This window comes from Acinetobacter sp. TW_SC_4 (assembly GCF_054861205.1).
In genome coordinates this window covers 2,137,670-2,159,623 of the sequence record NZ_CM142174.1, presented here as the reverse complement: position 1 = coordinate 2,159,623, position 21,954 = coordinate 2,137,670, and the positions used below count along the sequence as shown (strand labels likewise).

The 21,954-nt window shown below is 40.8% G+C and carries 40 protein-coding genes and 1 tRNA gene; 22 read left to right on the top strand and 19 right to left on the bottom strand.

Annotated elements, in window-relative coordinates; translation table 11 throughout:
- Positions 1-265: 265 nt before the first annotated feature.
- The 5 genes from mltB to ACWM1W_RS10445 all read right to left on the bottom strand — a co-directional run bounded on the left by mltB (position 266) and on the right by ACWM1W_RS10445 (position 4,749).
- The gene (mltB, locus tag ACWM1W_RS10465; protein ID WP_034171235.1) at positions 266-1,267 is read right to left on the bottom strand and encodes a lytic murein transglycosylase B; all 1,002 of its coding nucleotides are present in this window, start codon (positions 1,265-1,267) and stop codon (positions 266-268) included.
- Positions 1,268-1,555: 288 nt separating this feature from the next.
- Complete coding sequence (locus ACWM1W_RS10460; protein WP_004784477.1) at positions 1,556-2,209, bottom strand: hypothetical protein; 654 nt, start codon at positions 2,207-2,209, stop codon at positions 1,556-1,558.
- Between the two features lie 19 nt (positions 2,210-2,228).
- Complete coding sequence (queF, locus tag ACWM1W_RS10455; protein WP_034171236.1) at positions 2,229-3,044, bottom strand: NADPH-dependent 7-cyano-7-deazaguanine reductase QueF; 816 nt, start codon at positions 3,042-3,044, stop codon at positions 2,229-2,231.
- A complete protein-coding gene (locus ACWM1W_RS10450; protein WP_175967870.1) occupies positions 3,044-3,817 on the bottom strand; it encodes an ABC transporter permease in 774 nt (257 codons plus the stop codon). The genes queF and ACWM1W_RS10450 overlap by 1 nt, the downstream gene beginning before the upstream one ends.
- On the bottom strand, positions 3,814-4,749 hold the full coding sequence (locus ACWM1W_RS10445) for an ABC transporter ATP-binding protein (protein WP_375726157.1): 936 nt from the start codon (positions 4,747-4,749) through the stop codon (positions 3,814-3,816). The genes ACWM1W_RS10450 and ACWM1W_RS10445 overlap by 4 nt, the downstream gene beginning before the upstream one ends.
- A 179-nt stretch (positions 4,750-4,928) precedes the next feature.
- Between ACWM1W_RS10445 and ACWM1W_RS10440 the strand changes: the two genes are divergently transcribed.
- Positions 4,929-5,004, top strand: a tRNA-Arg gene (locus ACWM1W_RS10440).
- Positions 5,005-5,085: 81 nt separating this feature from the next.
- On the opposite strand, the gene ACWM1W_RS10435 is transcribed toward ACWM1W_RS10440, so the two are convergent.
- From ACWM1W_RS10435 to ACWM1W_RS10370, 14 genes are all read right to left on the bottom strand, one after another.
- Positions 5,086-5,352, bottom strand: coding sequence for a hypothetical protein (locus ACWM1W_RS10435; protein WP_416711702.1), 267 nt, complete (start codon positions 5,350-5,352; stop codon positions 5,086-5,088).
- Positions 5,349-5,699 carry a hypothetical protein gene (locus tag ACWM1W_RS10430; RefSeq protein WP_461603257.1) on the bottom strand — a complete coding sequence of 117 codons (351 nt, stop codon included), beginning with the start codon at positions 5,697-5,699 and terminating at the stop codon, positions 5,349-5,351. The genes ACWM1W_RS10435 and ACWM1W_RS10430 overlap by 4 nt, the downstream gene beginning before the upstream one ends.
- On the bottom strand, positions 5,696-6,010 hold the full coding sequence (locus ACWM1W_RS10425) for a hypothetical protein (RefSeq protein WP_461603256.1): 315 nt from the start codon (positions 6,008-6,010) through the stop codon (positions 5,696-5,698). The genes ACWM1W_RS10430 and ACWM1W_RS10425 overlap by 4 nt, the downstream gene beginning before the upstream one ends.
- Complete coding sequence (locus ACWM1W_RS10420; RefSeq protein WP_461603255.1) at positions 6,003-6,452, bottom strand: DUF551 domain-containing protein; 450 nt, start codon at positions 6,450-6,452, stop codon at positions 6,003-6,005. Before ACWM1W_RS10420 ends, ACWM1W_RS10425 begins: the two co-directional genes overlap by 8 nt.
- Complete coding sequence (locus ACWM1W_RS10415) at positions 6,452-6,682, bottom strand: hypothetical protein (RefSeq protein WP_461603254.1); 231 nt, start codon at positions 6,680-6,682, stop codon at positions 6,452-6,454. Before ACWM1W_RS10415 ends, ACWM1W_RS10420 begins: the two co-directional genes overlap by 1 nt.
- Complete coding sequence (locus tag ACWM1W_RS10410) at positions 6,679-7,338, bottom strand: hypothetical protein (RefSeq protein ID WP_461603253.1); 660 nt, start codon at positions 7,336-7,338, stop codon at positions 6,679-6,681. The genes ACWM1W_RS10415 and ACWM1W_RS10410 overlap by 4 nt, the downstream gene beginning before the upstream one ends.
- Entirely contained in the window at positions 7,335-8,255 is a 921-nt protein-coding gene (locus ACWM1W_RS10405) for a recombinase RecT (RefSeq protein WP_461603252.1), read from the bottom strand. Before ACWM1W_RS10405 ends, ACWM1W_RS10410 begins: the two co-directional genes overlap by 4 nt.
- 1 nt (position 8,256) lies before the next feature.
- Positions 8,257-8,763 (bottom strand): hypothetical protein, encoded by a 507-nt coding sequence (locus ACWM1W_RS10400; RefSeq protein ID WP_461603251.1) that lies wholly within the window; start codon positions 8,761-8,763, stop codon positions 8,257-8,259.
- A complete protein-coding gene (locus tag ACWM1W_RS10395; RefSeq protein ID WP_461603250.1) occupies positions 8,760-9,392 on the bottom strand; it encodes a hypothetical protein in 633 nt (210 codons plus the stop codon). The genes ACWM1W_RS10400 and ACWM1W_RS10395 overlap by 4 nt, the downstream gene beginning before the upstream one ends.
- Positions 9,389-9,727 (bottom strand): hypothetical protein, encoded by a 339-nt coding sequence (locus ACWM1W_RS10390; RefSeq protein WP_461603249.1) that lies wholly within the window; start codon positions 9,725-9,727, stop codon positions 9,389-9,391. Before ACWM1W_RS10390 ends, ACWM1W_RS10395 begins: the two co-directional genes overlap by 4 nt.
- Positions 9,727-10,080 (bottom strand): hypothetical protein, encoded by a 354-nt coding sequence (locus tag ACWM1W_RS10385; RefSeq protein ID WP_461603248.1) that lies wholly within the window; start codon positions 10,078-10,080, stop codon positions 9,727-9,729. The genes ACWM1W_RS10390 and ACWM1W_RS10385 overlap by 1 nt, the downstream gene beginning before the upstream one ends.
- A 225-nt stretch (positions 10,081-10,305) precedes the next feature.
- Entirely contained in the window at positions 10,306-10,851 is a 546-nt protein-coding gene (locus ACWM1W_RS10380) for an ImmA/IrrE family metallo-endopeptidase (protein WP_461603247.1), read from the bottom strand.
- A complete protein-coding gene (locus ACWM1W_RS10375) occupies positions 10,848-11,333 on the bottom strand; it encodes a hypothetical protein (protein ID WP_461603246.1) in 486 nt (161 codons plus the stop codon). Before ACWM1W_RS10375 ends, ACWM1W_RS10380 begins: the two co-directional genes overlap by 4 nt.
- A 55-nt stretch (positions 11,334-11,388) precedes the next feature.
- Positions 11,389-12,069, bottom strand: coding sequence for a LexA family protein (locus ACWM1W_RS10370; protein WP_461603245.1), 681 nt, complete (start codon positions 12,067-12,069; stop codon positions 11,389-11,391).
- A gap of 79 nt (positions 12,070-12,148) precedes the next feature.
- On the opposite strand from ACWM1W_RS10370, the gene ACWM1W_RS10365 reads away from it, so the two are divergent.
- The 21 genes from ACWM1W_RS10365 to ACWM1W_RS10265 all read left to right on the top strand — a co-directional run bounded on the left by ACWM1W_RS10365 (position 12,149) and on the right by ACWM1W_RS10265 (position 21,954).
- Positions 12,149-12,334, top strand: a complete 186-nt coding sequence (locus ACWM1W_RS10365; protein WP_005103769.1) for a Cro/CI family transcriptional regulator — start codon at positions 12,149-12,151, stop codon at positions 12,332-12,334.
- Positions 12,335-12,342: 8 nt separating this feature from the next.
- Positions 12,343-12,618, top strand: coding sequence for a type II toxin-antitoxin system HicB family antitoxin (locus ACWM1W_RS10360; protein ID WP_347460648.1), 276 nt, complete (start codon positions 12,343-12,345; stop codon positions 12,616-12,618).
- A 44-nt stretch (positions 12,619-12,662) separates the two neighbouring features.
- Positions 12,663-12,824, top strand: coding sequence for a hypothetical protein (locus ACWM1W_RS10355; protein WP_171069900.1), 162 nt, complete (start codon positions 12,663-12,665; stop codon positions 12,822-12,824).
- On the top strand, positions 12,821-13,594 hold the full coding sequence (locus tag ACWM1W_RS10350) for a helix-turn-helix domain-containing protein (protein ID WP_461603244.1): 774 nt from the start codon (positions 12,821-12,823) through the stop codon (positions 13,592-13,594). The genes ACWM1W_RS10355 and ACWM1W_RS10350 overlap by 4 nt, the downstream gene beginning before the upstream one ends.
- On the top strand, positions 13,594-14,922 hold the full coding sequence (locus ACWM1W_RS10345) for a replicative DNA helicase (protein ID WP_461603243.1): 1,329 nt from the start codon (positions 13,594-13,596) through the stop codon (positions 14,920-14,922). Before ACWM1W_RS10350 ends, ACWM1W_RS10345 begins: the two co-directional genes overlap by 1 nt.
- A 2-nt stretch (positions 14,923-14,924) precedes the next feature.
- On the top strand, positions 14,925-15,752 hold the full coding sequence (locus ACWM1W_RS10340) for a DNA adenine methylase (protein ID WP_461603242.1): 828 nt from the start codon (positions 14,925-14,927) through the stop codon (positions 15,750-15,752).
- Between the two features lie 238 nt (positions 15,753-15,990).
- Positions 15,991-16,308, top strand: a complete 318-nt coding sequence (locus tag ACWM1W_RS10335; protein ID WP_461603241.1) for a hypothetical protein — start codon at positions 15,991-15,993, stop codon at positions 16,306-16,308.
- Positions 16,305-16,469: a hypothetical protein gene (locus ACWM1W_RS10330; RefSeq protein WP_461603240.1), complete on the top strand. Its 165-nt coding sequence runs from the start codon at positions 16,305-16,307 to the stop codon at positions 16,467-16,469. Before ACWM1W_RS10335 ends, ACWM1W_RS10330 begins: the two co-directional genes overlap by 4 nt.
- Positions 16,462-16,914 carry a hypothetical protein gene (locus ACWM1W_RS10325; RefSeq protein ID WP_461603239.1) on the top strand — a complete coding sequence of 151 codons (453 nt, stop codon included), beginning with the start codon at positions 16,462-16,464 and terminating at the stop codon, positions 16,912-16,914. The genes ACWM1W_RS10330 and ACWM1W_RS10325 overlap by 8 nt, the downstream gene beginning before the upstream one ends.
- Positions 16,907-17,053, top strand: coding sequence for a hypothetical protein (locus ACWM1W_RS10320; protein WP_461603238.1), 147 nt, complete (start codon positions 16,907-16,909; stop codon positions 17,051-17,053). The genes ACWM1W_RS10325 and ACWM1W_RS10320 overlap by 8 nt, the downstream gene beginning before the upstream one ends.
- Positions 17,046-17,558 (top strand): RusA family crossover junction endodeoxyribonuclease, encoded by a 513-nt coding sequence (locus ACWM1W_RS10315; protein WP_461603237.1) that lies wholly within the window; start codon positions 17,046-17,048, stop codon positions 17,556-17,558. The genes ACWM1W_RS10320 and ACWM1W_RS10315 overlap by 8 nt, the downstream gene beginning before the upstream one ends.
- An 11-nt stretch (positions 17,559-17,569) precedes the next feature.
- A complete protein-coding gene (locus tag ACWM1W_RS10310) occupies positions 17,570-18,010 on the top strand; it encodes a hypothetical protein (RefSeq protein ID WP_461603236.1) in 441 nt (146 codons plus the stop codon).
- A gap of 252 nt (positions 18,011-18,262) precedes the next feature.
- Positions 18,263-18,655 (top strand): hypothetical protein, encoded by a 393-nt coding sequence (locus tag ACWM1W_RS10305; RefSeq protein ID WP_461603235.1) that lies wholly within the window; start codon positions 18,263-18,265, stop codon positions 18,653-18,655.
- 19 nt (positions 18,656-18,674) lie between these two features.
- Positions 18,675-19,112, top strand: coding sequence for a hypothetical protein (locus ACWM1W_RS10300; protein WP_461603234.1), 438 nt, complete (start codon positions 18,675-18,677; stop codon positions 19,110-19,112).
- Between the two features lie 292 nt (positions 19,113-19,404).
- A complete protein-coding gene (locus tag ACWM1W_RS10295) occupies positions 19,405-19,626 on the top strand; it encodes a hypothetical protein (RefSeq protein ID WP_461603233.1) in 222 nt (73 codons plus the stop codon).
- The gene (locus ACWM1W_RS10290; protein ID WP_461603232.1) at positions 19,568-19,843 is read left to right on the top strand and encodes a DUF968 domain-containing protein; all 276 of its coding nucleotides are present in this window, start codon (positions 19,568-19,570) and stop codon (positions 19,841-19,843) included. The genes ACWM1W_RS10295 and ACWM1W_RS10290 overlap by 59 nt, the downstream gene beginning before the upstream one ends.
- Positions 19,844-19,909: 66 nt before the next feature.
- Positions 19,910-20,149, top strand: a complete 240-nt coding sequence (locus ACWM1W_RS10285) for a DEAD/DEAH box helicase family protein (RefSeq protein ID WP_180104775.1) — start codon at positions 19,910-19,912, stop codon at positions 20,147-20,149.
- 47 nt (positions 20,150-20,196) lie between these two features.
- Positions 20,197-20,685: a recombination protein NinB gene (locus tag ACWM1W_RS10280; protein ID WP_461603231.1), complete on the top strand. Its 489-nt coding sequence runs from the start codon at positions 20,197-20,199 to the stop codon at positions 20,683-20,685.
- Positions 20,686-20,746: 61 nt separating this feature from the next.
- Positions 20,747-20,998 (top strand): YodC family protein, encoded by a 252-nt coding sequence (locus ACWM1W_RS10275; RefSeq protein WP_180039333.1) that lies wholly within the window; start codon positions 20,747-20,749, stop codon positions 20,996-20,998.
- Entirely contained in the window at positions 20,991-21,254 is a 264-nt protein-coding gene (locus ACWM1W_RS10270; RefSeq protein WP_180039332.1) for a DUF6953 family protein, read from the top strand. Before ACWM1W_RS10275 ends, ACWM1W_RS10270 begins: the two co-directional genes overlap by 8 nt.
- Before the next feature lie 43 nt (positions 21,255-21,297).
- The gene (locus ACWM1W_RS10265) at positions 21,298-21,954 is read left to right on the top strand and encodes a putative metallopeptidase (RefSeq protein WP_461603230.1); all 657 of its coding nucleotides are present in this window, start codon (positions 21,298-21,300) and stop codon (positions 21,952-21,954) included.

Here is a 21,954-nt window from a genome sequence, read left to right as displayed (position 1 = left end):
TCATTAGATTGGACCTAAGTAGCTGATAACCCTATAAACATGCCTGATATTTAACTTATGCAACTACATTTAACGAATTGGATAATATTCATGCTGGCAACTGGCTGTCTAGTGTTTAATTAAAATAGTTAAAAAAAGTACGCAAAATAAACAATGAGTGATTAAAAAATAATCAATATTGTAACAAAGCGTAAAAAATGCCTAAAATTTAGGCATTTTGTTTAATAAAAATCTTGACTTTAATAATATGTAGTAATTTTTACTGTTATCGGTTCGTAATTTCTGTACCTAAAAGCCACAATGCAGTGGCATACATACGACTACGATTGTACGTGGTAATCACTTGAAAATTCGGAAAAGTAATATAGTAAATCGGTCCGTAATTTTCTTGTAATTGAATGACATTGACCATATCAAGATCATCAACACGAACAATCGGATTCATCGGACTGATCCCTTGGGTTTTGATTACTCCATAAGGCGTTGGCTGTGTGAGATCCTTGGCGATGACAGAATCAGGATTCGAACCGCTATAACGGGCAGGAAAGGCAATTGGCTGATCTCGTTGCCAGCCATTCTGAGCCAGATAGTTTGCAATTGAACCAATCGCATCTACCGCAGAATTACGTAGATCGATATGGCCATTACCATCATAGTCGACCCCATACTTTGGAATATTACTTGGCATAAACTGCGGATAGCCGACAGCACCTGCATAAGAACCGACGATTGAGGATGCTGACACACCATCCTTATATGACCATGCGATCAATGCCGCCAGTTCATCCTGGAAGTATTGCGCACGACGTTCATAACCAAAGCCAAGAGTTGCCAGTGCATCACGGGTCACAAATGAACCCTTGTTGCTGCCAAAACCGGTCTCTACCCCCAAAATACCCAGAATGATCGATTGTGGTACACCAAACTGCTGCTCAGCGCGATTTAGTGTTGCAGCATATTGCTGCTTGAAACGTACACCACGTTGAATCGTGCCTTCTGACAGAAAATTGGTCTTATAGGCATACCAGGGCTTACTTTCACCTGGACGATTCATGATATTAATAATATTTGGAAGATTTTTTGCTCCCGTCATTGCACTGTCTACTTGCTGAGCACTTAGACCATAGGTCTGCATGGTATTCTGCTTGAAACTGGCATAAGAGGGATGATATTGAAAATCGTTGGCCAGGCTTAAACTACTGAGTCCGAATGCACTGACAAGGATCGAAAGCTGCTTCAATTTTTTATAAAAATTCGATTTCAACATCTTGGTATGATTTCCAATTTTTTGGTAGGTTTGTGGCTATGTCATTTGAATCGTGCCATGAAAAAGATCAATTCACTTTTCTCAATTTTCTGGCATTAGAGGCAATATTAAAGATAACATTCTGATGAATAGGAGTCATATAAACTCCCTTAAAAACAGGAAAAGTTTGGTTGTTTTTTCAGCATTTTGTATTTTAGTTCACAATAACTGTAACAAGCTATTTCTTAAGCCACAGAAAAGCCTGACCGAAGTCAGGCTTAATCTGCATTTTTTAATAAATATGCGGCTTTATTCAGTAAAAAATAAAGTGTCGTGATATTCTGCCATTGCCTGCAATTCATCCTTATTTAAATTCAGGATGATTTTATCTGCTGCAATATTAATCGCCTTGATTACTGCTGAAGCACCAATATCAGCAGCCTTGCGTTTAATCATGCCTAAATCTAAGGTTTTATTAAAGTCGACCATAAAATGACGTACAGTCGCTTCACCAAACTGTTTGTACAAATTGCTGAGACTTTGTTTATCGACACTTTGGCCAGCTTTTAATTCTGCATAATGGTGTTTTAGATTGGTGACCAGATTGGCATCCAGAGGTTCACCAATACGGAAATTTCCTTCCGGATCTTTAAACAGGCTGCGTTCAGAGAAAGCGATCGACTCCTTGACGACTTCATTTGGTGCTTTACCTAGTAACTGTTTGAGTAACACTGCCACAGTAGACTTGATATAGCCCGCCAATTTTTCTGCCGTATCGCGTTTTTCGCTTGCCGGAAAACGGCGTACCAGTTCCGTGAGAATTGCATCAATAATTTCATCATTAATCATTAATGCAGTTTTATCACGCAGTGGATAAAGCGGTTCACTCGAGTTTTTATTTTTCTGTGCAGTCTGAATTGTATTTAATAGTTCTGCAGAAGGAATAAAACCAAAAAAAGGCATTTTTAAACCTCAATGTTTTTTATTGTCGCGCTAAACGAATAGGGCGAGGCATCCATGTGGAATCCGATACACGACAAGGGTTGATATCCAATCCACCACGGCGTGTATAGGTCGCATATACCATCAACTTTTCCGGTTTCAGATTTTGCCAGATATCGGCAAACATCTGTTCCACACATTGTTCGTGAAAACCGTTGTGCTGACGATACGAAATAATATAAGCCAAAATACTCTTATAACAAGGTTTTTTGCCCTGATAGCGTATAAATACTGTACCCCAATCCGGTTGTCCAGTGACTGGGCAGTTACTTCTTAATAAATGTGAATAGAGTTGCACTTCGATATTTTCATCGCTGTGCCGATTTAAAGACAATAAAGAAGCATCTGGATGATTTTCCAGGCGTTCCGGAGTTAGGTCATCAATACAGATACCTTCAGGCTTGGAAATTTCCAGTTCATCAACATGGAAAAGATCCAGTGTGATTTCAGCACCGGCAGCTTTTGAGAGGTCTTTTTCTACAGTTGTAATAAAGGCCTCTTTCGAATCAAACTTGGCAAAGTTCAGACTATTGAAATATAGCTTTAAAGATTTTGATTCAATGAGATTTGGGGAAAATGCTGGCAGGGTAATTCGACCAATTGCCACTTGAGGTACGCCGGCAGCATTTAACCAAGAAATTTCAAATACATGCCACCAGTCTTTACCTTGCTGAATAGCTTCAACATGGGCATATTTTTCACGGGCAGGCGCACGGGAAATCGGGAACAAAATATCGGGTTGATACTCTGTTGGATAGTTGGTGTCTTTACCAAGGAGAGAATGTTCTACACTCATTATTCACGCATTCCTGAACCACGAGACAATAAATAGTAAGCAATACCGTAAAGCACGGCACACCAGAAAGTAATCACGACCAATGAAATGGAAACATTGACATCACTATGACCTAAAATGCCGAAACGGAACGCATTGACCATATACACGATCGGGTTAACTAAAGAGAGATTTTGCCAGAACGGACTTAAGGCTGAAATCGCATAAAATACACCGCCTAAATAGGTCAGTGGTGTAAGTACAAAAGTCGGGATGATCGAAATATCATCAAAAGATTTGGCATAGACAGCATTAATAAAACCGCCTAGAGAGAATAATAGCGAGGTAATGAGTACTGTATATATAGTCACAAACCAGTTAGTAATATAAAGGTCTGCAAAAAACAGGCTCATGGCACTGACAATAATGGCAACAAACAGACCACGAATTATACCACCCAATACATAGCCCCATAAAATGGCATGTAAAGGTACAGGGCTCATAATTAGCTCTTCAATGCTTTTCTGAAATTTTGAGCTAAAGAAGCTGGAAGAAACGTTGGCATAACTATTAGTAATCACCGCCATCATAATCAGACCAGGGACAATAAACTCCATATAACTATAGCCGCCCATTTCCCCAATACGTGAACCGACTAGATTACCGAAGATCACGAAATATAGACTCATGGTAATGGCAGGTGGCAACAGGGTTTGTGGCCAGATCCGCATAAAGCGGCGAACTTCTTTATGAACGATGGTATATAAGGCGACGCCGAGCTGATTTATATTCATTGTGTAGCTCCATCCAGATTTTTCTCGACCATTTTCACAAACAGTTCTTCTAAGCGATTTGACTTGTTACGCATACTGCGTACTTGAATATTCTGAGATTCCAGTAACTGGAACAGGTCATTCATGCTATGAGCTTTATCCAGTGTCACTTCTAGGGTCATTGGATCAACTAAATTAAATTTCACACCAATAATTTCAATATTTAATGGCTCAATAGGCGCAGCCAGATCGAAGATAAAGGATTCTTCATTAAGCTGATTCAGGAAGTTCTTCATGGTGGTATCTTCTTTGATCACACCACGGTCGATAATCGCAATCCGACGACACAACATCTCTGCTTCTTCCAGATAATGAGTCGTCAAAATAATAGAAGTACCATTATTGTTCATTTCATTAAGAAAATCCCACATGGAACGACGCAATTCGATATCCACACCGGCGGTCGGTTCATCCAGAATCAATAATTTTGGTTCATGCATCATCGCACGGGCGATCATCAGGCGACGTTTCATACCACCTGAAAGCATGCGAGCTTGAGTAGCGCGTTTTTCCCAAAGACCCAGTTTATTTAAATATTCTTCAGCACGCGCTTGAGCAATTTTTTTAGAAATACCGTAATAACCAGCTTGAGTGACCAGAATATCAAAGGTCTTTTCAAACTGGGCGAAGTTAAATTCTTGGGGTACTACGCCTAAACATTGTTTGGCTTCAGAAGGGTGGGTATCCAGATTGTGACCAAAAATCTCAACAGTTCCAGAGGTTTTTCTTGTTAATGAACTGATAATACCAATAGTAGTGGACTTGCCCGCGCCATTAGGTCCTAACAGGGCATAGAATTCACCTTCAGGTACAGTTAAGTTGATTCCTTTAAGTGCCTGAAAACCATTTCCATAGGTCTTCGACAAATCCCTTAATGTCAGCGCATCAGTCATAGAGATCTCAAATGGTGAAAAGTTGAGATATTGTGAGTGATCTTGCAAAATAAACCAAGTCATTCACATGGAATTCTCTGTTGCTGTTTTGGCACACTGTATAAAGGATAGGCATAAAAATAACGAAGTTATAGATAGTTGCTTTACCTTATGCGAATTTTTGTTATGATGTGCATCGCGCGCTCATAGCTCAACTGGATAGAGTACAGGTCTCCGAAGCCTGTGGCGTGGGTTCGAGTCCCGCTGAGCGCACCACTACCACTTATAAAATCAATAACTTATAATACCTTTGGCGTAATTCTGGCGTAATCCATATTTTAATCAAGAAAAACCCCGCTATATTTTGCGGGGTCTGCCTACTGCTTTTTTCAAATCTTCAGGCCTGCTTTCCAGCCAGTCAGATAGTTTTTTTAAATTCCATCTTCGACCTTTTACGGTTTCGGTAATGTACTTTGGTTTTGGAAATCCCTTTAAGCAGATAATGGATGCTTTGAAATATCCCTTTTCATAACTCAAAAATTCTGCCGCCTGATCATCTGTCAACCAAATGTCTGAAGGTGGCAGGGCAACAATAAAGTTACCCATGTTTGCCATTGCCGTCATTGATTCACCTCCAATCTTTTACCAGCTTCTATTTCCGCATCTGTGGCATGGCCAATCTGATGAGGTCGCACAGGGAAGCAACCAAGATCATCATCACTGGTAATTAAATCTATTTCGCCATCCCAAATTTCTTTGATAGTAAAAATGGAATTTAAGTCCCAAAAAGGGTTTTTCTGAATTTCGCCTATATAACAAACTTGATCGCCTTTCTCAAAAATATTGTGCTGACGGCGGTATTCTAGGAGAGTCTTCTTTAAAACACCCCCATCATAATCACCTTTTATCATGGATATTCTTAGAAGTTCTTTTGCTTCTTCATACCCGCCCAATTGCTCAATCAAATTCACGACACTTCTCCCAAAGCCTTTACCACGCCATACTGATCAAACTTCGCGATATATGACGACAGCATGTGGTAATACAGATCAGCATTGCTATTAATCTCAAGAATCACGCCAGTACCATTGTTCACGCGCTGTCTTAAGGTTGCTTCCAGCTTGCGAACAAAATCACTGTGCAGGTGATGTGATTCACTCGCAATGTGATACAAAGCACCCGTTTCACCTGCATCCAAAACCAAATTGAAAGGCTTGTCCTTGTGCAGCTCATCAATGATGAAGTTAGCCACAGCAATGTTTGTTTGTTGAATTTCAGTCATTGGCTGGCTCCTGTGGTAGCAACATCCAGTGAGTAACATCTTCGGTCTTAACAACACACTCATCGCCGGCTTCACCACCCGTAAATACCGGTTCAAACCAATCGTGGTCAGAGTATTCATTACTTACTGAGCAATCATAAAAATATGCTATGTTTTGACGTATTCCATTGATGCATATCAAAACCGATTCGCCAGCTTTTGGATATTTATCCTCCATGCGGATCCATTCCGGCACCGCTTGGGCTTTGGCTGATTGCCAGATCGACCAACTAGAATTAATCCAATCAACAATAAAATCTTCTTTTGGATCACACACATCAGAAGGTGAGTATTTGTTTTTTTCAGCATCAAAAATGGTACATACATGCAAGTTATTAATAGAAACATTTTTCTGATTTACTAATGCTTGCTCAAACGCTTCTCTTTCTTTATTAATATCCATCACGCCACCTCAAAAGGGTTATATTTCTTAAATTCTTCAAACAATTGAGTTGCTGGCTTATTCAATCGGCCAGTCCCTGCAATCACCACATCACGCGGAAAGTTCTTATTCACCACTTCACAAAAGAAGCGAACGCCATGCTGATTGACCGTTGCTCTGTAGCCAATACTGAGCAGCCAGATAATGAATGCTTCAGTCATGAGCGGATGGACTAGAGTTGGTTTTTTCATGCTGCTTTCACTCCCTTGCTACGTTCAGCCATAAGCTTTGCGTAATACTCCTGACAGTGCGGAATCTTATCTTTGATCTTCTGGATGATTGCTTCATCACGTTCAATAACTACAGTGGTTAGTCGGTCACGAATGTCGATAGCTTCAACCATATCGATCAACTGTTCTCGATCATCCCAATCTTTTGTAAGCTCAACAGGAGTGGGGAATAACCAGAAATCCACCTCAGCAACTTCGCATTCATACAGCCACATATAAGCCTGCATCTGAACGTCATATCCTGCTTTTTTAACCTTCTCCATTGCCTCATCAACAAAGAAAGGATGGGTGCCAATATCCCAGGTACATTTGGTGTCGATGATCAGCTTGCGTTCCGGATCCAGCACATCACACTCACCGGTGATCAGGTCATTACCGACCCGACCAACATGTTTTGTAAGCTTACGAAATCGCATCTTTCCAGACATTTCAATCGCCACATCTTCAAGCAAATTCCCTTTAGCCGTGTACTGATTACCAGTGAATGAGCGGAAGCCATAAAGGTCTTCTTTAACCACATCACGAATTGCTGATTTTGCTGTATCGCTGATGATAGCCGCTTTAGAGCGACCATCACCAATAAGTTTATGAAGGGAAGAACAGCGGAATAACTTCATGGCAACACCTCCACAGCTTGACGTTGTGCATCTGTCAGCGCGTATTCACTCAGCACATAGTCTTTCTCGAATGCGCCTGCTTTAACTTGCTCAAGAAGCACCGGAAACTCAGCATCTGGAACAGTCATTTTGGTTTCAATAGCACCAACACTTTCGTTATGGTCGATGTAATCAAAATCATTGGTTTCCACATCACGAACAATCGCCTGATCCGCAAGTTGTGCCGTCTGCATTTCAATTGAAAGTGGTGCCTGTTTAGATAACAGCAGCTTGGTCACAGTCTTAAGAGCCATGGATTCAAAGTTGTCTTTCCAGACACCAGAACCATATTTGAATGACTGGCTGTATTTGCCCGCATGCTTTTTCACATCAGCAGTGCTCATGTAAAGCTCAGCAGTAAAACTATTCAGCAACTTAAAGAAAGCCACATAGCCAATAGCTTCACCCTGATTTGGAACTGTCCAGTCGAACTCATAGCCAAGCAGGGGATTTGCTGAAATCAATTGACCTTCAAATACTGGTGTTGCTGCAATACGTGCAAACTGACCTGAACGCTGTGCCAACTGAATAAAGCCTTTGTATCCCATCTGGAATTGAGCCTCTAAAGACTCAGACCATTTACCTTGAGCATCTTTAAACTTGCGCTTGTATGGAACAATGTAAGCAAAGCCAAGGTTATTATTGATTGGCAAATCGAGTGTTGCTGCCATCATTGCTGCATTGATTACAGTTGCAGGTACTGCGCCTTTAAGTTGTGGTTGGTTCGCCACCTGCATTACCGAAGCCAGGAAGCCTTGAGTTTTCTTACCTAGCACTTCTTCAAATTTTTGGCGGATTTTTGCGTCTGATACATAAGCTTTGATCGACTTAGGATCATGCTCAGCAACCTGATTTTCTGTTTTTACTGGTGCATTCATCTCAAACCACCTCTTCAAATAGTTGTTCCGCGTACTCATTCACAAGACGCTGTAATTCTTTAATCTGCTCATCCGTCAGCGTAAATGTCTGACCTTCCCCACCTTCAAAGTTCCAAACATCCAGCAAGGTCACAGGTGTATCTTTCACCACCAACCAAGAATCAATATCCACTGGCTCGGCATATCGCATATCACCATTCGAGCTACGCATTTGCGTCATCGTGTGAGGCAATACAGGCATTGAACAATCAGCTGTTGCATACAGGTTTTCACCAATCTGACGATATAAACCAAACGTCAGCACGTTATCTTCAATCGAAATATCAGAATCCACCTTGAAGCTCGGCAGGTCTGAAAAGTACAAATCACGGGTGAAATCTTCATTCACCTTGCAGCTTGTAACGCGAGTGTTATGACCATCACGGCACAGAAATAAAGATTGGTTGCCGATGTGGCTGATAGGTCGCATTGCCGCACCACATCCACAGAATTGAGCGTAAGTGTTCATGGTTGCACCTCATTAGATTTATGCGCGTCATACAGCTTGATTGCGTGAACAATGGCAAAACATGCCCAGATATAGCGATAGGTATGATCGTTAAAATCCCACTCCCACCAGCAATCCATATCTAAGCCACCAGCATCATCAGCATCCCAGTTGCGCAATGTTTCGTAAAAATCATGCTTATCATCTTCGGCCAAGCCAATCAGGTGCTCTATAGCTTCTTTGGCTTCTTCAGCATCAGACTGATCTTTCTCATAGCGACCCGAATCTAGCCCTTCAAGATGATCTTGCAGATGTTCAATTAATGTCTCTTTTGCTAAGTCGCTTGAGAATTCCTTGGCACCACCGCGAGAATCCACAGCCTCTAATTTTTCTTCCCAGTAACCCGGATTAATGTCGTAGCCATCTTTGTCACGGAAAAAGCCAAACATGTCCGCAAGGCGAGTAAATACAAAGCTGCCCATGTCACCGGTAAACATTAAATAGCCCGGACGAGTGGTGATGTGATAATGCATTTCACAGCAACCCGGTCTTTGAATTGTCACGTCCCGAAATAAGCCTTGATCTAGGTTCACAGTCAGTTGATGGTGGGCAACATCTTTCAAGAATTGCTCTAAAGTTGGATGACTCACTTCACACCCCCAGCAATCGCAGCGTTAATTTCCTCAACCTTAAAATCCTCGACATAAAGATCTTTAAGGTCATAAAAACTTGTAGCTTCTGGGGGATTGCTTAGACCCTTGGTCCATGATTGTTTGATGTACCCAAAAACATCATTGTTGCAATCGTCATAACCAAGAAGGACTAAGCGAGCAGCCTCTTTGTAAACATCATCAGAGTTCTCAACATCGAAGCCACAGTAATTAATGCCTTCAATATCTTCAGGAGTTGGGTTTGCAAGGCTGTCTGAAAGTTCAATTTCAATCTCAACTTCAACCGTCATGGTTACTAATTTTTTAATACCCATCAGCGCTCTCCCTTCGCAATCGCAGCATTAATCTTTTCAATCTCATAACGATCAACATAGGCATTAACCGCTTCCTCATGACGCACGACATTGAGAATGTCTAAAAACTCAACCGAGCCATCATCCAGCGCATACTCGACATAGATGTTGTAATCGTCAGCTTTAACAGTAGCGACACAGATTTGATTGCAATTCACGCTTTGAACTTCGTATTGCTTTGCAGCGATGTTGATTTGCGGCTCTGCTAATTCATCAGCAGTTTTAGCCGGCTGGAAAGCGTAAGCTACTGCTATCCCCGCGCTGATTGATGCTGCAATGAATGCAGACTTGAGAATATTGGATTTAGTTGCCATACTTATCTCACTCACAGGCTGGTTGTGGGTCACGCTCCAGGTTGTTACAGCAACGCTGGGGCCTTTCTTTGTTTGTGAGTTAAATATAAGAAAACTTAGTTTTAGTGTCAAGCATAAATATAAGAAATGTTAGTTTTATTTTTAGAAAACTTATTTTCTATGTTTTAATAGAAAAAAGAAAACCCACCTCTGGGGTGGGTTTTCTTGTTATTGCCTATGACATAGTTACTTCAATATGCCCATATTCGTTAATCTAAAACGCATTGATTGGATAGAAACATTAAATGTAAATGCCAGCCTCCTAACAAATTCGTCCTCAGAAAATTCCAATGGATTTTCTTTGAAATATCCAACCAAATTTTCTGCATAATCTATAAGCGAACCTTCCGGCATCAATATACATGCTGCGAAATGGTTGGCCTCAACCTCATAATCATTTGATGCATCAGACCGATACATAGTGTCACTCATATCAATAAATTCACGCTGGCCTTCATTAGAATGAAGCACAAAATGAGCGAATTCATGAGCAAGTGTAAATCTTCTGCGTGACTTGTATGTATTTTCTCGTGGATTAATAGAGATAATAGCCTTGCTTTCTTCGAATGTGATTTTACCAATCACACCATCACTTAAAGACCCATCTTCACGAATTTTAATACCATTAGAGATAATAATATCTTCAATATCAATTGGAGGTTTGGTTTGTGCACCATCAGGAAGATAAGAGTATGCCTTATTAGCTATATCGTAATTTGTATAATTTCTCACGATTCCTCCCTTTTACCCAGACCATCAAGCATGCCTTTAAGTTTAACAGTTTTGGATTGCTCCTCTATAACCTTGTTGTTACTTTCCTGCGCCGCATCAGCTAGGATTCTATGAGTATGCTCTTTAATATTTTGGGTTATTTGGTTTTTAAAATCACCATTTTCAGCAAGGCTTTTAACAATATCTGTAGCAATTGACTCACTATATTTAATACGTTTCATTAAATCTTTATGGGCTTGAGTTTCAAGCTGCTCTCGTGTTGTAGCCAATTGTTGGCTTATCACATAACTACCAAGAGCCAGTAATACTGTAATACCTACAAAGAAAATGGTAGTAAAAACAATATATGTATTCGCTATAGAATATGCTTGATCAAGTGAAGCAACATTCGGGGAGAATAGTGATAAAAACATAGGTGAGAGGCACCCACCAATAAACCCAATTGCCAATAGCGCAATATATTTCAATAGTTTTTTTGTCATAAGCACCCCAAAATAAAAAATATTCACAATATGAGAATTGAGAAAGTTAGAGCTCTCAACCTTTACGTGGTTTTTTCTTAGCTCGATAAACGTAGCGAATACAATCCACCACCTCACCAACAAATTCACAATTTTCATCAAGCGGAATGATATTTGGTTTAAATTCAGGGTTGATTGCCTGAAGGTATTTACTGCCATCTGGCTCAATCACCAGGCGCTTAAAAGTTGCATCATCAAACTTTCTAACAACAATAATGTCGCCTGAGTTCATGTCGCCAAATGGCAGGGTCGGATCTACAAGAATGTAATCACCTTCATGGAATTCCGGGTAGTTACTCAAGCCTTGAACTTTCAGGTAAAAGCATTTTTCACAATCACCATCTGGAATTGGCAGCCACTCTTCCACCTGGGACATGTCAACAGATTCGACATTGGTCATCGTACCTGCCTGAACCCATGACAAGACAGGGGCCATGCGTGGTGCCACAGGAACCACATTGGACTGCTCTTTTTGCGTGGCGCTAGGATTACCTTTGCCAGTCAGTATGTATTCAGCCGTTACCCCAAAATGATTTGCCATTGCTTCTAATGATCCCGCTTTGGGCAAATAACTATCTTTTTCCCACTCAGTTACAGCGGGCGAACTCACTCCAGCAATCTTTGCTAATTGCACTTGAGTTAATTTTTTCGAACGTCTAAGCGCACGTATGCGCTGACCAATAGTTGTTTTTTCCATATAAGTAATCTTACATATTGCTTTTATAAGTTTTCTTTGATTAAATACTAAGAAATCTTACTTTATTGAGTAAATACCAATGACCAAACAAGAAGCATACAAGTTGCTTGGGGTTAATGGCGTTGAACTAGCCGGCTTGCTAGGAATTGAACCTTCTGCTGTTTACCAGTGGCCTAACAACAAAATCCCATTAGCACGTGAATACCAAATTCGAGATTTAGCTGCTGGCAAGCAGCCAATCAAACACAGTAAAGAAGTTGCATAGGTGAATTTATGAGTCTTGAAAAGAAATCTACACATGTTCGCTTGTCTCCTGAAATCCATGAGCGGGCAAAACTACTTGCCGAAATTAAGGGTAAAGACCTTGCTCAATACCTGGCGTATCTCCTAGAGAAGGAAATCGTCGGTGAGTGGCATGTACTTAATTTACAAGCAAAATCATTCGAGCGCTTGGGATTAGGAGCTTTAGTAAGGGATCTGTCTACAGACGTTAGCTTTGGAGAGGGATTGGAAGGGATTCACGGGGATTTAGGCAAAGAAAAAGCCTGACGTGCGCTGTCAGGCTTTTAATATTCAAAAGGTTGGAACCCATTATGAACAATCAAATTTTAACCGAAATTGAAGTAAATAGAAAGATTTACTTGTTTCAAAAAGCAGTCGAACGATACATGGCTGAAAAAACAATTGCCAATTCTCAGGCTGTAGCCAAAGCGAAAAATGAATTATGCAAATTCGCAATGCAGGTGATGTTATGAGTATTGACGCAACAAATTGGGCATGGAGTGCGCCAGTCAAAAGCTCACCTCAAAGACTCATCTTACTTTCACTTGCTGATCGGGCTGGTGAGGATCATAAGTGCTATCCAAGCAATAAACGTATTGCTGAAGATACTGTTTTGAACATTAAAACGGTTCAAAAAGTTGTCAACGAGCTTATTGAATTGGGTCTTGTTTCGGACACTGGTGAGCGTAAAGGTCACACAAAACAAGTTCGAGTTTTACAGCTAATTGGAGTTAGTTCACGTGAAGATAACAGACCCAATATTGGTACAGTTAAACAAACCCAAAAACGGAACAATACCGAAATTGGGAACGATACCAATAATGGGTCAGTTAAAGACGGTCAAACGAACCCAATTTTGGAGGGTAACGAACCCAAAAACGGTATCGGTAACGAACCCAAATTTGGGATAGGGAATCTCCCAATGAATCTTTCAATGAATCTTGTTTGTGAACACGACTGGATTCCTAATCAAAAAATACTTGCCGATAAAATCAAAATTGCAGGACATGAACAAAACCTAAAATCAATTTTTGAATTACCAAATTTCGAATTTGAACTGAGTTCATTTAATTCTCATTTTGATGGTCGAGTTTTATCTGAATCTCAAAAACTCCATAAATTCACAGCGTGGATTATCGACAAGTTTGTTCAGTACAAAAAACAAAATCCTGAGTATGGAAATCCACTTCTTTCTCAACCAGTAAACCCTCAAAACTATCAAGCCGACATGGGGGATTGGTAATGATCGATATTCATAACAACTCCATCGAGCAATGCGTACTTGCTGCACTGATGACCGTTCAAAACTCACTTGAAACCGTGATGAGCGATCTGGATGAAAACTGCTTCTTCGCAACTCGTCACCAGGAGATCTACAAGGCCATTACCGACCTTGCCAATGAAAACAAACCGTACGACGTGGTTTTCGTTGAACAGAAACTGAATGAGAAAAACTCACTGGTTGGTGTAAGCCCATCTGAATACCTGATGACACTGATGGCAGATGCACCGTCGAGTTTCTACAACCTGGAATCTTATGTTGCTGAACTCAACAAGCTGAAAGCGCATCGTGAAGTTGAAAAGATGGGCCGAAGCATTCAGGAAGTGGCAAGAGACTTAACCGTACCTGATGTGCATAACGCTGCTGAAAATATCCTGAACAAGGCGACCACCAATGAGAAATTGGAGAAGTCTAGTTTTACGTTTGCTGAAGCATTAAAACGCTCTGGTGAGCAACTCATTCAGAAGGCAGAAGCAAAAGCCAATAAGCAGTACACAGGGGTTAAGTTTAATCTGCCTCATTTGGACAACGTAGTGGGCACCATTCAGCGCGGCCATTTTTGTGTGATTGGTGGTAGACCTGGATCAGGAAAGTCCACTCTAGCGCAAATGGTGGCGATTCAAACCGCTATGCAGTTCAAGGAAGCGGTACTGGTTGTATCTGCCGAGATGGATGTAGAGACATTCACGAATCGTTGTATCTCAGCACTCACTCAGATTCCATACAACAACATCCACAATGCTGACCTGTACGACGGCATGATGATGGAATTTGCAGGCGCTCAGGATCGTTTTAGCAAGCTGCCAATTCACATCGAAGATAAGCAGAAGCCAACTATTGCAGAGATTCATTCTTATGCACGTAAGGCCAAGCGCAACTATAAAAAATTGGGCTGCATCATTGTCGATTACCTGCAACTTGTACGTGATCCGACGAAGAAAGACCGCTATCAGGAAGTGAGTTCAATCAGTCGTGATTTAAAGGCCATGGCGAAGGAATTTGATTGCCCTGTAATCGCACTGGCACAGCTCAACCGTGAATCTGAAAAAGGTAAACGTCCGAAAGCATCTGACCTGAAAGAGTCTGGCCAGATTGAGCAGGACGCGGATCAGATTTTATTGGCCCATCCAATCGTAAACAGTGATGACGAAATGCCGAGTGGTATTACAGAAATTATTATCGCTAAAAACCGTCATGGCAAAAAAGGCGTAGTTCGAGTGATGGATCGTTTGGATATTTGTCGCTTTGCATCGGTACGAGTAGAGGAAAGCGCAGGGGGTGGGGTGTGAAAATGAATCATCCTCTTATCCGGTACCACGGTGGAAAGTTTCGTTTAGCTGATTGGATTATTAGCCACTTTCCTAAACATGAAACCTATGTAGAGCCTTTTGGTGGTGGTGCTTCAATCTTGCTTAGCAAAATGCCGAGTGGTACCGAGATTTATAACGACCTTGATTCTGAAGTGGTGAATTTCTTTAAGGTGCTTCGGTGTGAATCAAAGCGAATGAAGTTAATTGAGCAACTTGAATTAACCCCATATGCAAGGAATGAATTTGTTGATGCTTATGGCCACACTGAATGTGAAATTGAAAAAGCTAGAAGATTAGTAATTCGTGCACAGATGGGCTTTGGATCTGCGGGAGCCACTAAGGGTAAAACGGGCTTTAGGGCAACTGGCGGCAGAGATAAACCGTATGAGTCCAAGCTTTGGGATGAATATCCATTAAGACTTATTCAGGCAGCTAAAAGACTTAAATCTGTATATATCGAAAATGATGATGCATTGCGAATTATCCAGCAATACGACTCAACAGAAACCCTATTTTTTATAGATCCACCATACCTCTGTAGTACTCGTGATTCTGGTACCAAGGCATATCGCCATGATTTAACAGATGAGCAGCATATTCAGCTATTGGATCTCATTCTCTCATTAAAGGGCAAGGTGATTTTATGCGGGTACCAGAGTGAGCTGTATGACACGAAATTAAGAAACTGGAGAAAACTCACCAAGTTCACACAGGCTTCAGGTGCCTATGGTGGTGTTACACGTGAGGAAATACTTTGGATTAATCCTCAAGCAGAAAAACAGGGTGATTTATTCGGAGGTGCAGCGTGAACATACCAAGTATCCAGCGCTTCGAAGAAATCAAAGACATCCCAGTGTATGTGGCCTTTTCTAAACATGAGGTCACGTCAGCTGAGCTTGAAGAGCATGTATGTGACAAAACTAGATCTTCTTTAAATCAAAAATTGCGCGGTCTAGTTCAGGCGGGCTACTTGGCTTTTAGATGTAATCACTGCACCAGGTTGTATGTGGCTACAGAAAAGACCAAGCAGTTATTTGGAGTACAGGGATGAGCAGAAATAAAAAAATACGTGCTTGGCTTGAGATGGGAGTGGGTCGGACCAGTGCTCTAGCCAAAGTTTTAAATTGCTCACGGCAGTTTGTTAGCAAAGTCTCATTGATGGACAAAGGGATCTCGGAAAGCCAGTGGAATGCAATTAGTTATGGCATCTCAATTATTGAGCTGGATGAGAAAAGCAATCAGAAAAAGATTGAGCAAATCATCATTAAAGCGGCTCATTTAAGCCATAGCAAGGATCGTGAAATTAAACAGTTTGCTCAGATTGAATTAGATAAATGGGTTGATGCACTAGGGAGAGCAGCATGACAGGATTCACAGAATTAAGAGACCAGATCAACCGGACGACTGATCTACAGGAAAAGGAATTACTTCAGCAGCAATTTGAAATGATGCACCAGGCGGCAGATGAAGAAAGTAAGCAGCTTGAAGATTTGATTCGGGGTGATTGGAGTGGTTGGGATGAATGAATTAGTACAAGAGTTCGAGAAAACAAGAACGTTTAAATATTTCTGCTCAACACTTCTGAAGTTTGATGAATCTTTGAATTGCTATGTGGCCACAGAAAAATGGCGAAATAAAGAAGCTGAGCTGCTCACTGCTGCATGGTGGATGTTCCAGGAGGAGCATTCAAAAACCCAAGAAATGGATGAAGTAATCAAACTCCAAGATGCCGACCTGCGGAAGTATGAGAAGCAGATTGAAAGCCTGAAAGAGCAGCTGAATAACATGGAGGCTTGTTATATCCAGGTGAAGAAGGAAGTTGAGGATCAGCAAAAGCGGATTGATGAATACAAGAAACTTACCACCAGCATAAGAAATGAATTTGATTTGTGGTCTGACGATAGTGAGTTTGCGGATGTTATCGAGGCTCAAATTGAGAATTTAGAAGCCCTGCGAGGTGAGCATGAGTAAATTCCAACAAGAAGTAGCGGTACTTCTGCTCTGTAATGTGATTCTTTTTGCGGAGTTCAAAACAACAACATTGGGCGTGTTGATGCTTATTCTCATGGCCTGCTTTGCTGTGATGATGTGGCGAGGTGCCAATGACTAATCTTCGAATCACCGCAGCACAGGCACGAAAAGCCGGTATTGGCCCTCGATTTGGTGTAACAACTAAGTCGGGGAAAAAGAAATCCAATCCAGATCCAATGCCAAAGATTCCGGCTCATCTGGTCGAAGGGAAAGGATTTGGTGTGATGAATGATGAATTGCTCTGGTGTGAAGTTTTAATCACACCTCCTTCGGTGAATCACTATTGGATTCGTGGGGCCAACAAGACCAATCGATTAAGTAAGCGTGCAATCCATTTTATTGACGTTATGAAGCGTTTTATTGAGCCAGCAGGGTATCAGGGCAGAGTTCGCGTAAAGATCGAATACGCGCCACCTGATGCGAAAATACGTGACATCGATAACATCGTTAAGCCTTGCTTTGATGCTTTGTCGAAAGGTGGGTTGATTCTGGATGATTCCCAAGTGGATGAATTGCTCGTGAAGCGGTTGCCATCAGAAAAAGGCGGGAAGCTGATTATTCAAGTTGAAAAGTTAAAGGTTTGAGGGAAATAGGGATGAATGCGATGGTTAAGGCGGAAGTGATGAATTGGGATCGTTTTAGTATTGAAGATTGGCTTAAGCAGTATGGGGCATACATCCAGATTTCACGTATGAAGTCAGGACATGAGCCGGACTCACTTGGGGTCAATCAAATATACTGGCTGATTCTTGAAAATAACAAAGGGGCAGCACCACGCAAGGATCAGATCATTTGCCAGATTAATGATTTTGAGGCTGAGCAGGTGCGGAAATTGATTGTTGATTTCAATAAGTCGACGATGGTTTGTGAGTCTGGTAAGCGTGCGGTGCAGTTGTTCATTGAGAAGAATGTGAGAGGGATGTCACTCGATCAAATGGTGCGTGAATTTACTTTGGGCAGAACCTCAATCAAGAGCATGATTTACTGCGGCAAGTTTTATTTATGTGGCCATGATAAACGGTTGAAAATAGATTGAATAGTTATTGACCGTGCGCACGGGATATGGCATATTTCTGTTATAGTGATCGAAGTGTACGTTAAAGCACTAGATTGATTTAAAAGCTCGCCAAATGGTGGGCTTTTTTGTTGTCTAAAATAAAGCGCCATTAGCTCAACTGGAAAGAGCATGGGTTTTCTATACCAATGTGCGCATAAAATTTTAATATATTTAGTGATTAATCTGAGAAATACTATAGAATTGGCAGACTTGTTTTTCTGGACAAGATAAGTGTCTGATAATTATGTAAGTCAGGAAATTAGCAAAACAATTAAGGTTGATAAGGGGATTGTAAGTGGCGGAAACTTAGAGTCACTGCAAGCGGTTTATCCTTTAAAGGAAGCTGATTTTCTAAGATTAAAAATGAAGGAATCTAAGCTTAAAACACTGTCAGGATATATTCTTGGTGGGGTGATAGGCTATGTTCTCAATATTTTTAAAAACATAACAGATTATTTTGTCAATAAAAATGCTAGTGCGGTACAAAATTCCGAATGGATTACAATAGCCGTTGGATTGTTAATAAGCCTAGTGCTTTATCTTCTTGGAGAATACCTACCAAATGAACGTTCTAAGATAATGAAAGCTATAGAAAAATATTTTAGTGATCATTGCAAGAAGTAGTTAGTGGGAAGGTTAAATTATGTTTAATATCGACTTACCAAAAAGTTACAAGCCATATAAAGACCTTGTCTTATGTAGTAATAAATTAACCAATAATGGGTTAATAATAACTGCTAAAAATAGGGTGGTATTTTTAATTGGTAAGGGTGAAACTCCTCAGATTTGGTTGAATCTCCCACAATCCCATAACGGTGAATTACCTTTAATTATAGCCTCCGTACCAAACCATAAAAATTTCAGAGTTCTGGCTCACGAAGGTATTTTCTCTCTTTTTCTTCAAAAAGAAAAAATATTGGAAATTGTTTATAAAAAAGCAGAAGCTGAGGTTACATTTTTAGACTTCACATTATTGGGTATTAATATAAAGGGCACTAAAGAAAAACTTGAGGTTGGTAAAAGCGAATTTTCTAACAACAGTATTACCACTAAAGGTTCTTTTATAGCTATAGATTATTAATAGACTTTTAAAACTAAACCCCTGAGTTGGGGTTTTTTATTGCCAGGAGATCCAGATGCTCCAATTCCTAAAACGCTTATTCTGCTTTCATCACTACGATTACGAGTCTGATATCTTTAATCAGGCTGAATGTCGAAAGTGTGGAAAAGTTAAAATAGATTAGCCATATAGCGAAGTTTCATTAAAAAATCCCTTTTGTTTGTTATATAGCGAATTCGCCGAACGTATTACGGCAATCAAAACCCCTCGCATTCTAGATGTTGAGGGGTTTTTCTTTTCTTATTGGTGGTGTATGGACATCATAGAAGCAAAACGAAATTTAGAAGTACTCGAAAGAAACCGCAGTCGATTAATGAATTACAACCATTTGTATTCAAGCTATGCATTTAAAGAAATGTGCGGTGCTGAACTTCGCAAAGTAAATAAGCAGATCCACGGCATAGAAGAACAATTAAATGCGGAACCCCAAAAGACTCGCAGCAATCAGAAAGCTGCCATGCATTCGATGCGGTAATCCACATAGTCAAGCTGCTCATTCAAATAGCGCCAAGCATGGCAAGGGTAGAGGGATTAAAAGTTCTGACCTATTCACCGTGCCACTATGCCATTCATGTCATTTCCAGTTTGATACCTTTCAATTGGGCAATCGGGTAGAGAGTGAAGCAATGTTTGATCAGTGGTTGGTGAGAGTTGAGCGGATGTTGGTGATGGAAGATAAAGAAGTTTTTTGATTTAATTTGGATTCAACTATCTATTTGACGTAAATTATAGTCTTCAATTTTTCAAATGGATTTGACATGCAAGTTATTGTTCACTTCAAAGCAATAGAAGATGATTATGGTGAATTTGATTTCACTAAAGTACCTTTCCCAAACCACTACTCACCTAGCGAATATATAGAGAGTAATTCAGGTAAGTTTTATAGACAATTCTCCGTGGATGAAGGTCAAAACACTTACGTAATTTATGCGCTAGGGCGGTTATCGGAGCAGCAAAAACTTAAGTTGCAAGAAGATTGGGATCGATACTGTCATTAATGGAAATATAACCACCCATTGCGGTGGTTTTTTATTGGGAGCAGGAAATGCAAAAAGCCGTGTTTCCTATCCAGAGTCATGCAGACATCACCAAAGCCATTAACTACATGCATACCCATTACAACCAGGCGATTGGTGAGGGTAAGCCGTTGGTGGTGAGGATTAATCAAACACCAGATGAGCGTTCAGCAGCACAGAACAGACTTTACTGGAAGTGGATCGGTGAGATTAGAAGAAAGACTGGTCAGGACGAAGATTCACTCCATTACGAGTTCAAGAAGAAGTTTCTGATTTATATCTATCGTCGAGATGACCAGCAGTTTGGTGAAATGTGTCATGCCATTGCTAAGGTAAAGCAAACCGAACCAGATGAGTATAAGGCTATCGGTGAACAGGTCATCAGGCTTTGCAGTACAACCAAGGCGACAGTTAAGCAAATGACCGAGTATTTGAATTATGTGCATGACTTTGCTGTGACTCAGCTGCATGTGCATTTGAGTGTGCCGGATGATTTGAAGTGGTGTTATGAGGATTGACTCTTGTGTAAATATTCTTCATCTTAAGGTTCTAATTCAAATGAAACTTTAAGAGAAAAATATGAGCGAAGAGCGTAAACCTAAATACCGGATTGGCGATAAGGTTAAACTGAACGTTGGTGGCCCTGATATGTCGATTGATCGAATCCTCATGTCAAAAGAATACGATAGTGGGCGTGAGTATTTTAGCGGGAAGTACAGTTGCCTGTGGTTTGCGGGGAAAAAATTAGATAGTGGCAATTTCCCTGAAGAAAGTCTTGTTGATATTTCAGAACAAACTGAGCCAACACCCAGGCCCAGCCAAGATGCTTGATCAAGTAATCCAATGGATGCTGATCAATCTTGAAAAAGATGGCTGCCTCTATCAAGAAGACGTAGTCGATTTTTTAGTTAAGCAAAACCAAATGGATTTTTTAAAGGAAAATGCAGATGGTAATTTAGTGCTTAAATTAAGCGTCAATAGCGGCTTTAAAAAGAAGACTGAAGACAATGTTGTGTGGGTTAAGCCTGATCGATATTGGCGTTATAGAGTTCCTGAAGATGAGCTTGGTCGAGAGGCCAGGGGTTAAAAATAGAGCTGCCGCAAGGTGGCTTTTTTAATGGCTGAAGATTATGAAAAGACCATACCCGCCAATCCAAGATAATCAAAATACAGATGTCGAGGATGAAGAATTTATTGAAACTAGTGGTCTACTTCACTTCGAGCCAGCCAACAATGATTTATGGCCGTGGATTAGAGAGACATTTCTTGAAGAATGGGGGAAACTCCACAATCCAGATCATGAGCATCTATTAAGTTTTCAACCTCCTGAGATTTCATTCCTTTGGGCCTATACCAAGTGCGAAGCTAAAGACCGTCGTGTATTGGGTCAGACTGAACGAGTGATGATTAATGTGGGTGGTTGGCGTAAAGACCGGCAAGAGCTTCAATTGATTGACTGGTTTGGTGATGTGCCTAAATACATCATCACATTGGATGCGCGTGTATGCCAGGTGATGAGTGATGTGGATTTCTGCGCATTGGTAGAGCATGAGCTTTATCACATTGGGCATAAGAAAGACAAATATGGTGAGTTTGAATATACATCAATGGGTGAGCCTAGGCTGTTCTTGCGCGGTCATGACGTCGAAGAATTCCATGGTGTAGTCCAGCGTTACGGTGCATCACCAGACGTTCAAAAAATGGTGGAGCTTGCAAATGATGGTCCAACAATCGGCAAAGCAAAAATTGCTCATGCATGTGGTACGTGTTTATTGAAGTTGGCTTAA